Here is a 14,666-nt window from a genome sequence, read left to right on the forward strand (position 1 = left end):
GTTAGTTACGCCTTCCTGAAGAGACGGGGATGCGGCCGATGACAGGGACGCCCAGAAGCTCCTCGAGCTCCTCCTGGCTCCTGATCTTGGTGTTGAGCATGTCCGCGAGGACGACGAGCGCCACGGCCACGAAAAGGCCGGCCAAAAACGCGACCGCCACGTAAAGCACGCGGTTGGGGCCGCTCGGCTGGGTGGGAGTCTGCGCTTGGTCAATGACGTTGACGGACTGGATATTCATGACCTGCTGCGCGATGGCGGAGACATTGTCTGCGATAGAGTTGGCCACGCGAGCAGCGCCATCGGCGTCCGTGGACGTAACCTCCAGCGTAACCACGCGGGAGGTGGTCTCAGAGGTGACGCTCACTTTATAATCTTTGAGACTAGAGAGCCCGAGCTCCGCAGCGGCCTCGTTGGTGACACGATCGGAGCTGAGCAGATTGGCCACGTCGTTCGTGACCATCTGCGAGGCGGAGAGGTCCGAGGCGAGCGTCGAGGAGCTTTCGCTGCCGCCCTTGACGAGGACGTACATGCTCGTGCTCGCCGTATAGGTGTTCTTCATCAGCAGGAAGCTGTAGGCGCCCATGGCCAGGGCGAAGATAAGCGGCAGGGCGATCACGAGTCCCAGCCGCTTCTTCAAAAGTTCAATGAGTTCTAGGAGTGTCATGCGGCTTTTCGTTCCCTTTCTGCTTCTACTCTCTGGTTGCACACAGTATATTTGATTCTAGCGTATCGGGGGGGGTCCGGCCGACTCCTTAGCGAGCAATCCCCTAAAGTACACAGCGCGTCGCCCGCGAGCCCGCATGTGCCTACTGAACCTCGGTATAGAACGTGTCGATGATCTCCTGGCGCAGCGCGTCCTTGTCAAGGTAAAACTCCGCGAAGATATCGCCCTGCTGCATCTCGCCGTCCAGCGAGGTGATCTCGAATTCAGAAATACCGTTTGCGAGCACCGTATCCACGAGATAGGTGTACTCGCTCAAACCGAGGTTCGTATACGTGAACTCAGAAGCCTCGTTGTAGAGGTCAATAAGCTTGCCGGGATCGGTCTTCGCGATCTCGAGCACCTCGGACACGAAAGCCTTTACATACTGCTTCTGGCGCTCCTGGCGGTCGAGGGAAGTATAGATGGTGCTCTGGGTGTCGCGGTACTGTACGTATGTGCGCGCGTCCTTGCCCAACAGCATGATCTGCTGGCCCTCGACGATGTTCGAGTTGGGAAGTGTCTGCAGGGCGGTGAGCGTCACGCCGCCAATAGAGTCGTTGAGCGCGGAGACCCCGCGGATGTTAAGCGTGTAGTAGTAGCTGATCGGCACATTGTAGAAGAGGCGGGAGACCGCGTTGGCGGTGAGCTCGGAGCTGCGGTTCGCCGCGTCGCCGTAAGAGTACTGAAGGCAAAGCTGCTCGGTGACCTGGCCGCCGTAGGACTCGCCGGCGTAGACGTCAACGGTGACCATCGAGTCGCGGGGGACACTGATGACCTTGACCTTGCCCGTGGAGGTATCGAAGGCCAGAACCATGATGGCGTCGGACTGGCCGCCCTTAAGTGTGTTCTCCTCGCCCGTATCATCGTAGCCGATAAAGCAGACAGTGACGACGTTCTCGTTGAGGCGGTACTTCTTGCCGTTGTAGTCGATGACGCCGTCCTCGGTGGAGGCCTGCTTGACGACTTCCTCGGTCATGGCCTTCTCGCCCTGGTCGACGGAGTGGCGCCACCAGGCGAAGGCAGCGCCGGCACCCACGATAAGCACGGCGAGAACCACACAAAGCACCGTGAGCACAGTGCGGGCTGGGCTCTTCTTCTTTTTCTTGCGGCGCCTGCCGTCGGCGCGGTGGCCGTCCCTGCCCATATAGTGCTTGTGGACCTCCGGAAGCTCCGGCCACTCCTCCTCTTCGGCGTTGCCCACGGAAGCTGCGGCACGGGCCTCGGCCCGGGATGGCGAGGCGGATTCGTTAAACGAAGCTGCGGGACGGGGCCGAGCCGAAACCGGCATCGCGGTCGCCGTCCGCCGCGGCTGAGTCGCGGCTTGGGCTTGCGACTGATCCGTAGCCCGACCATGGGCTGCAGCGCCCTCGCCCGAAACAGAAACAGGGGCATCGATCGGAGAGACATCACCCGCAGCCCTGAAGTGCATGCCCACGTTTTCGCTATCGTTCACAAACCCTCCTTATGGGATCAACGCCTGGGGAATCTACGCCCGATCCTTCTCAATATTAGTTCGTCGGCTGGTCGGAAGAACGGACGGCCGAGACGATAAACCGCCCGTCACTCTCCGTATGCGTCGTGGAGCACGTAGAAAGCTGAAGAAGCTTGGAGTCCGACGAGAGCGAGACGTTGGCGTTCACGTTCCGCGCGATAGAGTCTGGGTCCTGAACGAAGCTGAAGTACTCGTCAACTACGCTCTGCTTGGAGAAGTCGAACGAATTCATGATGTGGCGCGTGTCGTAGATATATGCGGAGACAACAGTGTACGTGTAGATATGGCCGGGGGTATACACGTAAAACTCGAGGTTGGCGTCAAAGAAGTCGCTGTCCTGGTACTGCAGCAGCGCCTCGAAGATTCCCTTGTTCCTGTGGCCGTAGACCACGGTGACAGGGTCGTTGAGGTCGGTTGAGTTACAGAGTTGGATAAAGGGCACCCCGATAAGGTCCTCTTCCTTGTCTTTGTTACGCCAGAGATAGAAGAGGTCGTCGGTAAGGCTTTGGAAAATTGGTGTGTTGATGTCGCAGCCCGGCATGTAAAGCCACGCAAAGATGTCGGAATTCTCGGACTTGAGAGTTGCGAAGTCGACGGGATTCTCGACGACCTGGGCGCTATCATCCACGGAGATCTCCTGTGGGGTGACGGGCTTCTCCTCGGTCGTCGACACCGCCACCGCCTCGTTCTCCTTGGCGCTGTAATGCACAAGGAACGTAATTCCCGCCGTCGCGATGCCCAGGAGCACGACGAGCAGCACGACGAGCGGCCAGATGCGCTTCTTCTTTGCCGGCGGCTCGGGGGTAGCGCACGGCGCCGGGTCCGTCAACGAGGGCACGGTATCAGAAGCATCATCCCCGAGCCGCTCAAAAGCGTCGTTTCCCGCAGCCCCTTTCACATAAGTCGCATCGGTCGTCGGCTCCGCGACCGGGTCGGCCTTCGAAGCGGATTCCGCGCCGCCCTGCTTACCGTCGTTCCACTGCGGGTCAGACGCAAAGTGAGAAGCCATTCAGATTCCCTCCACAACATGATGAGCGGGAGCGCCCTTAAGGCGGCTCCCGCTCTGTTTACTCAAAAGAGTGATCGAGAGGCAAAGATAGCCCTACTCGTTGACCTTCTTGCGAAGGGAGACGATCACAGCGGCAGCAGCCACAACAGCGGCAGCAGAGACGCCGGCAATGGCGGTGGTGTTCACGCCGGTCTGAGGGGAGCGCGCGGAAGTGTCCTTAGTGGCGGAAGAGGCCGAGCCGGCAACCGCGGAAGTATCCTCAGTGGCGGAAGTGGACGGGGCGAGAGCAATGGTGTGGATGCTGAGCTTGTCCTGGGTGAAGGTAATGGTGCCGCTTGCATCGGCGTCCTTCGTCACGGTCTCGGTGCTGTTATCCTCGTGCTGGATGTAGACGGCGAGTTTGGCGTTGGCATACCCAGAACCAAGGGTGTAAGTAAAGGTGTAGGGACCAGTGGTGCCATTCGCACTGATGACGAAACTTGCGATGGCCTTGACGCCGTCAGGCACGTTGGAGGCGACGGTAGTGGAGGGGTCGGCAGCGTCAACCGCGATAGAGCCACCGCCGTTAGCGCTAACGGAAACCTCAACGCTAACGGAACCAAAAGTGGAGGTGGCATTGCCGGAGGTAGTGTTAGGGCTGGGAGCAGCGAAGGCGCTGACGGGGGCAGCGACGACGGCAAGAGCCGTAGCCAGTGCGATGAGCTTCTTCTTGATCATGACTTAATTCCTTTCTTGGTTTCTTTTAAAGCCCCAGCTTAGTCACCCAAGACAGGCAACTAGCTATAACCTTAGGATACTATAGCGCAATTTCACGATACGGGGGGGGTACAAATTTTGGTTTTTCACCATTTGGACTATTTTTAGAAACGGAGGCTCGCTTGCCCTGGCTGCGGTCCCCTTGCCAGCCGGCTCGGTTTCTCGCCGAGTCAGCGCTTCTTGCCAACTAACTACTTGCGGTGGGCGCGGTAGTACTCGATGAGCGCCTTGGTGCTGGCGTCCTGGGCGGACAGGGCCTCGTCGTCGTGGAAGGCCGGGGTGATCTGCTTGGCGAGCTGCTTGCCGAGCTCGACGCCCCACTGGTCGTAGGAGTCGAGGCCCCAGACGGTGCCCTCGACGAAGGTGATGTGCTCGTAGAGCGCGATGAGCTCGCCCAGCGCGTGCGGGGTCAGCTCGACGCCGAAGACCGAAGTGGTCGGGCGGTTGCCCTCAAAGACGCGGGCCGGGATCATCCACTCCGCGGTGCCCTCGGCGCGGACCTCGTCGGCCGTCTTGCCAAATGCGAGGGCCTTGGTCTGGGCGAGGAAGTTGCCGAGGAAGAGCTCGTGGACGTCCTGGTCGCCGTCGACGGCCGGGTTCGGCGTGTTGACAAAGGCGATGAAGTCGGCCGGGATCACGTTGGTGCCCTGGTGGATGAGCTGGTAGAAGGCGTGCTGGCCGTTGGTGCCCGGCTCGCCCCAGAAGACCTCGCCGGTGCCGCAGGTCACATCGGTGCCGTCCCAACGCGTAGACTTGCCGTTGGACTCCATGGTCAGCTGCTGCAGATAGGCCGGGAAGCGGTGTAGGTACTGGTTGTAGGGCAACACGGCGTGGGAGCCGAGGCCGTAGAAGTTGACGTACCAGACGTTGAGCAGGCCCATAAGGGCGACGACGTTCTGCTCGAGCGGGGTGTTCTGGAAGTACATGTCGAGGTCGTGGAAGCCCTCGAGGAACTGCTGGAAGACCTTCGGGCCAAAGACGACGATGAGCGAGAGGCCCACGGCGGAGTCGACGGAGTAGCGGCCGCCGACCCAGTTCCAGAAGCCGAAGGCGTTGGCGGGGTCGATGCCGAACTCGGCGACGAGCTCGAGGTTGGTGGAGACGGCTACGAAGTGCTTCTTGATGGCGTCGGCGACCTGCGCCTTGGAGCCGTCGATGGCGCCGGCGGCGGTGAGCTGCTCGAGCATCCAGGCCTTGACCTCGCGCGCGTTGGTCAGGGTCTCGAGCGTGGTGAAGGTCTTGGAGACGACGATGACGAGCGTGGTCTCGGCGTCGAGGCCGTAGAGCTTCTCGGCGGCGTCGTTGGGGTCGATGTTGGAGATGTAGCGGCAGTCGATGCCGGCGTCGGCCATGGGCTTCAGGGCCTCGTAAACCATAACCGGGCCCAGGTCAGAGCCACCGATGCCGATGGAAACGAGGTGCTCGATCTTCTTGCCGGAGACGCCCTTCCACTCGCCGGAGCGAACGCGCTCAGCGAAGGCGTACATGCGGTCGAGAACCTCGTGGACGTCGGCCACGGTGTCCTGGCCGTCGACGATAAACTTGCCGGCGTCGGAGGCGGGGCGGCGCAGCGCGGTGTGGAGGACGGCGCGGTCCTCGGTGGTGTTGATGTGCTCGCCGGCGTACATGGCGTCGCGGCGTTCCTCGAGCTTGACGGCGCGGGCCAGGTCGGCAAGAAGGCCGACGGTCTTATCGTCGATGAGGTTCTTGGAGAGATCGAAATGCAGGTCGTCCATGTCGAAGGAGAGCTTGGCGACGCGCTCGGGGTCGGACGCGAACGCCTCCTTCAGCGTGAAGTTGGCCTTGAGGTCGGCCGCGTGGTCGGCAAGGGCCTTCCACTCGGGGGTCTGGGTCGCGTCGATCGGGGCGGGGATGGTAGCCATGCCTGGTCCTCCTTGGGTGAATAATCCGCGGACGTAGTCATTCTACGCCCGAAGAGGACCCGGTGGCCCCGCCGTTTGGGGACTGTCCCCTTTCCGCAGCGGTTTGGGGACTGTCCCCTTTTGACAGGGGCGTTTGGCGGGGCTAGTAGGGCTCGGCGAGGGGCGGGAGGCGCTTGAGGCGGGCCCACATCTGCTGCTTGGCCTTCGGGTCGGCAAGAGACGCGGCGAATCCGCCCAGGTTAAGGACGCGGATGCCGCAGACCTGGACCACATAGCCGGGCTCCAGCATGGCCTCCTCGAAGCTCTCGAGGATGGTGAGGTCGTCGGCGTAGGCCTCGCGCACCGCGGCCGCGGCCGCGTCGTCGCAGCACACGAGCGTGGCGGGGTCCAGCGCGCACATGGCCTCGCGGAACAGCCCCGCGGCAAGAGGCGCCCCCGCGTTGTCGCAGGTCAGCAGCCACTCCCAGTGCTCCGGCGCGTAGCCGAGCGCCTTCAGCGACGCGCGCAGGGCGGCTCCGTCCGCGCCCGAGAACGGCTCGACGCCGCCGGCCTCCTCGGTCGTGAGCTCGCCTTTTGCCACCAGAATCGGCGAATACGCGTTGCCCCCGGCGCGCACCCCGCGCGCTGCGAGCGCGTCGAGCTCGGCGGTCGTCTTTTGTGCGCACGCCTCGCGGCGGTCGTCGGCTATGGTCGGCATGGGGCCTCTTCCCTCTGAGTTGGACACATCACAGTTTAGAACGGGTATAAGTCGAAGGTAACCCAGACTCGCGGGCGCTGGCCACCCGCACGTTTTATGCCCAGGAGGATGCATGGCAGTCAAGCAGATCGAGGCCGAGGAGCTCTCGCAGATCCTTTCCGACGCGACGAAGGCCGTGCTCGTCGATTTTTGGGCGCCGTGGTGCGGGCCGTGCCGCGCGCTTGGCCCGATCGTCGAGGAAGTCGCGGGCGAAATGGCCTCTGAGCTGGACGTTTACAAGATGAACGTCGACGACAACTACGACTTCGCCATGCAGAACAAGATCGTGTCGATCCCCACGCTCATGGTGTTCAAGGGAGGCGTGTGCGTGCACCGCATGGTGGGCGCGATGCCCAAGGAGCCGCTTGTGGCCGAGGTTCGCGCGCACATCTAGCGGCGGCGCGGGCGCGGCTGCGAACGGCGGCGGCAAGAAGCCCCGCTCGAGCCCCCGCACACACTTCGAGCCCTGAAATTGCGCCATCCAGCAACGGCGGGGTTCGCCGAGCCCCGGATTATCGCCATCCAGTAACGAGAAGGGCTGATGCGCCCCGAAAACGCGCCGTCCAGTAACCGGGCGTTGCTGGATGGCGCGTTTTCGGGGCTCGCGGCGGGGCGGCGTTGCTGGATGGCGCGTTTTCGGGGCTCGCGGCGGGGCGGCGTTGCTGGATGGCGCGTTTTCGGGGCTCGCGGCGGGGCAACGGATCCCGCGCCCCGCGCGCCTCTTGCAGAACGCCGACGCAGCTGGCGCTGGTAGGATAGGGCTAAACCCACGCAGCAAACTCGCGATAGGAGTCGTTTTGGCAACCCCCGACAGCACGCCCGCCGCAAGCCCCGTCAAGCGCCTTTGGCGCAGCATCGTCAAGCTGGCCCGCGAGAACACCCGCCTCGTCGTGGCGCTTGTGGCGGCCGTCGTCTTTATCTACCTGCTCGGCGAGGTCGGCGAGGGCGAGATCTTGAAGCTCGATACGCTGGCCTACCGCCTCTTTGTCGAGAAGCTCCGTTCCGACTCCGTGACCGCCGTCATGGAGGGCTTCACCGGCCTGCTCGAGATCCCTGTCCTGCTCCTGATGACCCTCCTCATCACCGCGTTCGCGCCCGGCCGCGCGCCGGGCCGCTGCGTCGCCGTCAACCTCGTGGGCGCGCTCGTGCTCAACGTGGTGCTCAAGGAGATCGTGCAGCGGCCGCGCCCGGACGGGTTTCGCCTCATCTCCGAGACGGGATACAGCTTCCCGTCCGGCCACTCGATGATCTCGATGGCGTTCTTCGGCCTCATTGTGTGGATGATCTGGACCTACGAGCGCGACCGGCGCCTGCGCAACTTCTTGTGCGTCGCGTTCTCGCTCGTCATCGTGATGGTGGGCGTAAGCCGCATCTACCTGGGCGTTCACTACGCAAGCGACGTGCTCGCGGGCTTCTGCGTAAGCGTCATCTGGCTCGCGTTCTACACCCACGTCATCGCGCCGGCGTTTCTTGCCGAAGCCAAGCGCGAGGTCCAGGAGCTCCGCGAGGCAAGCGACGCCGACGAGAACGCGGGCCGCGAGGGCGACGCCCCCGGAGCCGCCGCCCCTAGCGCCGCCACCCACTAGCGCCCGCCCCCTGAAGTTCGGAAGGCTTCCGAACTATTTCGGGCAAGAGGCGCTTCTTACCCAAGCCGTTTACCTGCGGTTATATAGTTCTTAACTAAAGTTCGGAAGGCTTCCGAAGTTTGGAAGCCTTCCGAACTTTGAAGGGTAGGTTGAGCGGGGCGGCGCTTAAGCGCGGCGGCGGCGGGGCTGCGGGGCGCGGCGGGGTTACTCGGACAGGGTGATGATCTCGGCGGAGATGACTTTGCCGGCGTCCTCATCGCAGATGATGCGGCCCATGGAGGGCTTGGAGCGGCGGGGGCACGTGGGGCTGCCGGGGTTCATGACCAGCGCGTTTGTCCACTCGTCGCGCGTCACGAACGGGTAGTGCGTGTGGCCGCAGATGGCGATATCGCACTTGAGCAGGTTCAGGCGCTCGCGGTAGTGCACGACCTGCCAGCGCAAACCGCTGCCGAAGAAGATCTTGCGCGCCTTGACGGTGGGGCCGTAGTCGCCCGCCCAGTCGTTGTTGCCCAGGCACATCTGCACGGGCGCTATGTTCTGGAGGCGGTTGTAGTCGGAGACCGAGCAGCAGTCGCCGGCGTGCACGATGACGTCGGCGCCGGCCAAGGCCTCGAGCAGCTCCGGCGAAAGGTGCCCGTGTGTGTCGGAGATGATGTCGTAGCGGATGGTTGCCACGTCTCCCCCCTCCCCCTACAGGCCGAGCGCGCGCTTGAGCGCGACGACGCGGCGGCGGGAGACGGAGATCTTCTTGCCCTCGATGCCATTGATGCCGAGCTGCAGGATGCCGGACGAGATGACCTCGACGTCCTCAACAAACTCCAGGTTGACGATATAGCCGCGGTGCACGCGGAAAAATCCGTGCGGGGCGAGCTTCTCCTCGAGCTTGGCCAGGCTGATGGTGGAGAGGAAGCGGTCGTTGTCCGTATAGATGCAAGAGTAGTCGTCCTTGGCCTCGATGTAGCGGATCTGGTCGATGGGCACGAGGACCTTGCGGCCGCTCTTGACCACCGGGATGCGCTCCACGCTGCCGTGGCTCTGGACCGGGGCGGGCTCGGCCTTGGCGCTGCGGGCCTCCACCTTGTCGAGCGCCTGCACGAGGCGGTCGGACTCGACAGGCTTCATGAGGTAGTCGACCGCGTCCACGTTGAAGGCGTCGAGCGCGTACTCGCTGTACGCGGTGACGAACACGATAGCGGGCGGGCTCTTGAGCTTGTGCAGCGCCTCGGCGAGCTGCATGCCGCTGGTCTTGGGCATCGAGATGTCGAGGAACATCACGTCGGCCTTTGCCTCCATGAGTTTCTCGACGGCCTCGCGGGCACTCGTAGCCTCGGTGATGGACTCGATGCGGCCGGTCTCCTCAAGAATAAACCGCAGCTCAGAACGGGCGGGGGCCTCATCGTCAACGATCATCGCGCGCATGCAGCAACTCCTTGTGATTCAGTGGTCTGCAAAAACAGGCCCATGCAAATGTTTAAATGTTATTCTTCGTCGCCGATTTGGGCAAGTTTTTTCGCCGCGCCGCTCAACCGTAGGGTGACGCAGGTGCCCTCGCCGGGCTTTGAAACGACCTCCACGCCGGACCCCGGGCCATAGAATCGCTCGAGGCGCTCCATGACGTTTTTGAGCGCCATACCTGCGCCGCGTTTGCGTCCGCTACCCACCGGCGCGGGCTCCGCGGCCTCGTCGTCCTTGTCAAGAAGGCGCGCCGCGGCCTCGCTCGTCATGCCAAGGCCGTCGTCTGTGACGGCTATAAGCACGTCGTCGCCGTCGGTGCCGGAATGGATGTCGATGTGGAGCGGCTCGGAGTCGCGCATGGCGTGGCGCACCGCGTTCTCGACGATGGGCTGCACGACGAACGACGGCACCATGACCTGCGCGACCACGGCGGAAACGTGCTCCACCTCGATGATGCGGTCCTCGCCGAAGCGGGCCTTCTCGATGACGAGGTAGCGGCGGGTCTGCTCGAGCTCGCGCGAGAGCGGGATGAGGCCGCTCTCGGAGCTCTCGAGGGTGTAGCGATAGAACGCCGAGAACTCGCGCAGCACCGTGCGAGCACGCATGGGGTCTGTGCGGCACAGGCTCGCGATGGTGTTGAGCGTATTGAAGAGGAAGTGCGGGTTGATCTGCGCCTGCAGGGCCTTGACCTCGGCGCGTGCGACGAGCTCGGCCTGCGTGTCGAGCTTGTAGGCCGAGAGCTGGGTCGATAGGAGCTGGCCTAAGCCGCGTGCGATGGCGAGCTGGGTGCGGTCCATGTCGCGGTCGCGCGTGTAGTAGAGCTTGATGGTGCCCACGGACTCGCCCTGGACCACGAGCGGCACGACGGCGCCGAACGAGGCGCCATCGGAGCGGGCACCCGCGGAGAGGCGGCGGGGGCGCTTCATGTCCTGTTCCATGGCGTAAAACGTCTCGGTGCGGCGGCTGCGCAGGACCTCCATGGTGGGGCGTGAGTTGGCGTCGCCGGGCTGGAAGGCCACGGCGAGACTGCCCTCGTAGGCGAGGACGCGCTCGGCGTCGGTGATGGCCACGCCGACGGCATTGGTCTCGGGGAGGAGCAGCGTGCAGATGGCCTGGGCGTTCTGGGGCGTGAGACCGCCGTGCAGGTGCTCCAAGGTGTTCGCGGCCACGCGAAGGGTGCGCTCGGTCGCTTGGGAGCGGGAGTCGTCAGGCACGAGGTTGACCGAACCCGCGACGACGATGACGCCCGCCATGAGGGCGCCGGCGATAAGGCTGACGAGCGCGCTCTCGAGGGCGAGCCCGACGGCAAGAAGCACCATCGTGAGGGCACCGGCAATGCCGATGATGGCGTCGGCGCGGCGCAGCGTCAGGGCCGAGGAGCCGTTGCGGGACATTACATTGCCCCCGTGGAGCCGGGGTCGGCGGGCGCGGCGGCGGGGGCGGCCTGCGCCGCGAGCGCCCCCGTGGAGCCGGGGTCGGCGGGGGCGGCCTGCGCCGCGAGCGCCCCTGCGGAGCCGGTGTCGTCGAAGTCAGCGACCTTCAGCGCAATGCCCGAAAGCGGCTCGGAGGCCGCAGCGGGCTTCTTGCCAAGGGCGGCGCGTCCGCAGACCTCGCCCGTGCGCAGGATGGCCTTCTGCAGGAAGCGGTCGTCCCAAATGGCGGCGATGACGCCCGGCCAGGCCATCGAAAAACTGAGGTAGCGCGAGGCGTTCTCGCGCGCGAACTGATCGGCCTCTCGCCGGCCCTTGGTAAGGATGCGCAGGTAATCGCGGCGGCGCGGCCCTGCCACGAGGCGGCGCAGCGCGGTGTGCAAGATGCGCTTCTCGACGCCCGCGGAAAGCCACGGCGCCGGGTAGGGCATGAGCGACTCGAGCGTAATGGTGCGCAGGTCGCGACGGGAGTTGAGCACATCGAGCTTGCGGTACTCGTAGAGCCAGCGGTAGATGTTCTGCATAAAAACCGATGCGGTCGAGGCGGTCTCCTCGGGCACCACCTGGCGGACGCACCACTGGTTGTCGAACCACGCGTCGACGCCATAGCTGCGCAGGTTAAGCACGTAGTCGAGGTCGTCGCCGCGCGTGATGTAGGGGTCGAACGGAATGCGAGTGAAGGCCTCCGCGTGGATGGCGCAGCAGCCGCCGCACATGTGGTTGGAGCGGGTGATGCGGTTTTTGGCCTTCTGCGCGCGCTCCATGACCTTGTTGAACTGGGCCGTCTTGGTCCATTCCTTCTCGGTCCAGCGCTTGGCGGTCTTGGCGTAGGGCGAGTCGTTCTCGTCGATGTAGAAGCCCGATTTGGCCAGGATCTTGAGGTCTTGGCGAGTGTAGGCGCCCAGGCCGAAGACCGCGCTGGTAAGAAAATCGGGGTCGAGCACGAGCTCATCGTCGTAGATAAAGACCGCGACGTCGTGGCCGAAGACGCTGGCGACGGCCAGGCCGAGGTTCTTGATAGCGCCGTATCCGCGCAGGCCGGCGACCTCGCCGTTGGCACTCGGCACGACCTTGCTCACGGCGTCGACAATGCGCTTGGCCTCCTCGCGGCCCACGACCAGCGGGTTTAGGTTGGGGTGCGAGCGGCAAATGGAGTTGACGCGGGCGCGGGCGGCCTCGTAGCAGGACTGGTCCGCCACCACGAGCACGGCCACGCGCAGCACGCCGCGCACCTGCTCGAGCGACGAGAGACAGCTCTCCAGCTCGGGCAGGGGCTTACTGATGGGGGTGGCGTAGTCGTAGGCGCCGCGCTCGCCGAGCTCGTCGGCTTGCCCGGGCTGGCCGCCGTCGGTCCAGTAGGAAGGTATGACGATAAGCGGGTTCACGCGAGATCCGGGCCAATCTGAAGCGGTGGTTGCGGGCGTCGTGGGCAATGGGCGCCTCAGTGATAATATTACCCCCATGTTTGGCGGACGAAGCGCGCGCCCTACCTCGGATTTATTCATAGTTAGCAGATTGCAACATTCGCGGATGGCGTGGCAACCTGCAAAAGGGACTGTCCCCTTTGCAGGTTTGGCGGACGGGAGGCACACATGGGCGTAAAGACAGGGCTGGCTTGCGCGGCCGCGGACGTGGCTCACTGGGGGCTCACGAGCGTGCTCAAGCGCGGCGGCGGCAACGTGCCGGGTACCCTTGCGCTGAAGCTCGACCCGCAGATCATCGCCGACCTGGCGCCGGCGCTCGAAGGCTCCATCGTGGTCACCGGCACGAACGGCAAGACGACCACGAACGGATTGATCGCCGACGGGCTGGCCGCGGCTGGCTACGACGTGGTGTGCAACCGCGCGGGCAACAACATGCAGACGGGCATCGCGGCGGCCATCGTGGCCGGGCGGCGTGGGTCGCGGGGAACGGGGGCCGGGGCCGCCGGTGCCGGGGCCGCCGCCGGCAAGAAGCGCTTCGGCGCCTTCGAGTGCGACGAGCTCTACACCGTGCGCGTATTGCCGCAGCTCAAGCCCCGTGCGCTCGTGCTTCTGAACCTGTTCCGCGACCAGCTTGACCGCTACGGCGAGATTGACCACACCCAGGACGTCATCGCGCAGGCGCTGGAGAAGTCGCCGACGACCACACTGATCTACAACGCCGACGACCCCCTATGCGCGGCCATCGCCGACCGGGTGCCCAACTCAAGCATCGGTTTCGGTATTGATGAGCCGACGGGCCTGGAGGCCGACCGCATCAGCGACTCTCGCTTCTGCGCCAAGTGCAACGCGCCGCTGGATTACGACTACGTCCACTACGGGCAGCTCGGCAAGTATCGCTGCCCTAAGTGCGGCTGGGAGCGCCCGGAGCTCGCGTACGCCGCGCGCAATGTGGCGCTGGAGTGCGGCCGTGACGGCGGCTACTCGTGGGACATCTGCGGCGCGGACGGCTTCTCTCAGCACGTGAAGACGCGCTACAACGGCCTCTACATGGTGTTCAACGTGACGGCCGTGGCGGCGGCGCTGCAGTTTGCGGGCGCCGACACCGAGAAACTCGACCAGGTCATCGCCGACTACGAGCCGGCGGGCGGGCGCATGCACACCTACCACGTGCTCGGCCGCGACGTGGTGAGCAACCTGGCAAAGAACCCCGCGGGCTTCGACCGCATGATCTCTGAGGTCAAGGCTGCGGATAGCTGCCTCATGGCCTTCTTCCTCAACGACAACGACGCCGACGGGCACGACATCTCGTGGATCTGGGACGTGGACTTCGAGAAGCTCTGTGAGCTGGACCTCGAGCGGGTCTTTGTGGGCGGCACGCGCAAGAATGACCTGCAGGTGCGCCTCAAGTACGCGGGCATCGACGCGCGGCTCATCGACGGCATCGAGGACGCGGTGCGCGGGTGCTTTGGCGCCGACGATGCCCTTGAGCTGCACTCCGTTGCCAACTACACCGTCTTTCCCACCGTGACGGCGGACCTGAAGCGTCTCGACGGGACCGAGCGGCCGGCTGGGTCGGCGGACGTCGCGGCGGGCTGCGCCCGCGTTGAGCTGGGCTGCGTTGCCGACGCCGGGCTGGCGGGCGCGATCGCGCGGCCGCTGCGCATCGTGCATCTCTACCCCGACGCGCTGAACCTTTACGGCGACGGCGGCAACATCGCGTCGCTGCGCCAGCGCTGCGAGTGGCGCGGGATTCCCGTGGTCGTGGACCAGGTGCGCATGGGCGAGGAGCTCGACCTGAGCGACGCCGACGTGGTGCTTTTGGGCGGCGGCGCGGACCGCGACCAGCTCGCCGTGTGCAAAGAGCTGCTGGCGCAAAAAGAAAAGCTCGCGGCATACGTGGAGTCCGACGGCGCGCTTCTTGCCATCTGCGGCGGATACCAGCTGCTCGGACGCTTCTACATGATGGGTAATACGCAGGTGGAGGGCCTGGGCGTCATCGGCGCCGAGACCCGCAGCGGCGAGGGGCGCCTGATCCACAACGTGGCCATCAACTCGCCCGTGGCATGCACGCCTATCGTTGGCTTCGAGAACCACGGCGGGCGCACGTACCTGGACGACGGCGAGACGCCGCTAGGCACGCCGCTCGTGGCCGGCACCGGCAACAACGAGTTCGCCGTCGGCGAGGGCGTGCT

The 14,666-nt window shown here is 64.6% G+C and carries 13 protein-coding genes; 3 read left to right on the forward strand and 10 right to left on the reverse strand.

All coding sequences use genetic code 11. The features are described 5' to 3' along the window. Window position 1 precedes the first annotated feature (1 nt). The 6 genes from U5709_RS01460 to U5709_RS01485 form a co-directional block, all read right to left on the reverse strand. A complete protein-coding gene (locus U5709_RS01460; protein ID WP_321972605.1) occupies window positions 2-664 on the reverse strand; it encodes a YveK family protein in 663 nt (220 codons plus the stop codon). 142 nt (window positions 665-806) lie between these two features. Further along, window positions 807-1,904, reverse strand: a complete 1,098-nt coding sequence (locus U5709_RS01465; protein WP_321972606.1) for an LCP family protein — start codon at window positions 1,902-1,904, stop codon at window positions 807-809. Window positions 1,905-2,211: 307 nt separating this feature from the next. Further along, complete coding sequence (locus U5709_RS01470; protein WP_321971367.1) at window positions 2,212-3,204, reverse strand: class B sortase; 993 nt, start codon at window positions 3,202-3,204, stop codon at window positions 2,212-2,214. 93 nt (window positions 3,205-3,297) lie between these two features. Next, a complete protein-coding gene (locus tag U5709_RS01475; protein ID WP_321971366.1) occupies window positions 3,298-3,921 on the reverse strand; it encodes a hypothetical protein in 624 nt (207 codons plus the stop codon). Window positions 3,922-4,151: 230 nt separating this feature from the next. Beyond that, window positions 4,152-5,843, reverse strand: a complete 1,692-nt coding sequence (gene pgi, locus U5709_RS01480) for a glucose-6-phosphate isomerase (protein WP_321971365.1) — start codon at window positions 5,841-5,843, stop codon at window positions 4,152-4,154. 142 nt (window positions 5,844-5,985) lie between these two features. Beyond that, window positions 5,986-6,540, reverse strand: a complete 555-nt coding sequence (locus tag U5709_RS01485) for a hypothetical protein (RefSeq protein WP_321972374.1) — start codon at window positions 6,538-6,540, stop codon at window positions 5,986-5,988. Window positions 6,541-6,652: 112 nt separating this feature from the next. On the opposite strand from U5709_RS01485, the gene trxA reads away from it, so the two are divergent. Further along, window positions 6,653-6,973: a thioredoxin gene (gene trxA / locus U5709_RS01490; protein ID WP_321972375.1), complete on the forward strand. Its 321-nt coding sequence runs from the start codon at window positions 6,653-6,655 to the stop codon at window positions 6,971-6,973. Window positions 6,974-7,376: 403 nt separating this feature from the next. Beyond that, window positions 7,377-8,165: a phosphatase PAP2 family protein gene (locus U5709_RS01495; protein ID WP_321972376.1), complete on the forward strand. Its 789-nt coding sequence runs from the start codon at window positions 7,377-7,379 to the stop codon at window positions 8,163-8,165. 204 nt (window positions 8,166-8,369) lie between these two features. On the opposite strand, the gene U5709_RS01500 is transcribed toward U5709_RS01495, so the two are convergent. From U5709_RS01500 to U5709_RS01515, 4 genes are read right to left on the reverse strand one after another with little or no spacing between them, the layout of a single operon-like run. Further along, window positions 8,370-8,831 (reverse strand): metallophosphoesterase family protein, encoded by a 462-nt coding sequence (locus tag U5709_RS01500; protein ID WP_321972407.1) that lies wholly within the window; start codon window positions 8,829-8,831, stop codon window positions 8,370-8,372. Window positions 8,832-8,855: 24 nt separating this feature from the next. Next, window positions 8,856-9,584 carry a LytTR family DNA-binding domain-containing protein gene (locus U5709_RS01505; protein ID WP_321972377.1) on the reverse strand — a complete coding sequence of 243 codons (729 nt, stop codon included), beginning with the start codon at window positions 9,582-9,584 and terminating at the stop codon, window positions 8,856-8,858. Between the two features lie 59 nt (window positions 9,585-9,643). Beyond that, a complete protein-coding gene (locus tag U5709_RS01510) occupies window positions 9,644-11,014 on the reverse strand; it encodes a histidine kinase (protein ID WP_321972378.1) in 1,371 nt (456 codons plus the stop codon). Beyond that, complete coding sequence (locus U5709_RS01515) at window positions 11,014-12,435, reverse strand: hypothetical protein (protein ID WP_321972607.1); 1,422 nt, start codon at window positions 12,433-12,435, stop codon at window positions 11,014-11,016. The genes U5709_RS01510 and U5709_RS01515 overlap by 1 nt, the downstream gene beginning before the upstream one ends. 207 nt (window positions 12,436-12,642) lie before the next feature. On the opposite strand from U5709_RS01515, the gene U5709_RS01520 reads away from it, so the two are divergent. Next, window positions 12,643-14,666, forward strand: a 2,024-nt coding sequence (locus U5709_RS01520) for a MurT ligase domain-containing protein (protein WP_321972608.1), incomplete at its 3' end; no start/stop codon positions are given.

Origin of the sequence: Paratractidigestivibacter sp. (genome assembly GCF_963660155.1) — a bacterium.
In the GTDB taxonomy this organism is placed as follows: domain Bacteria; phylum Actinomycetota; class Coriobacteriia; order Coriobacteriales; family Atopobiaceae; genus Paratractidigestivibacter.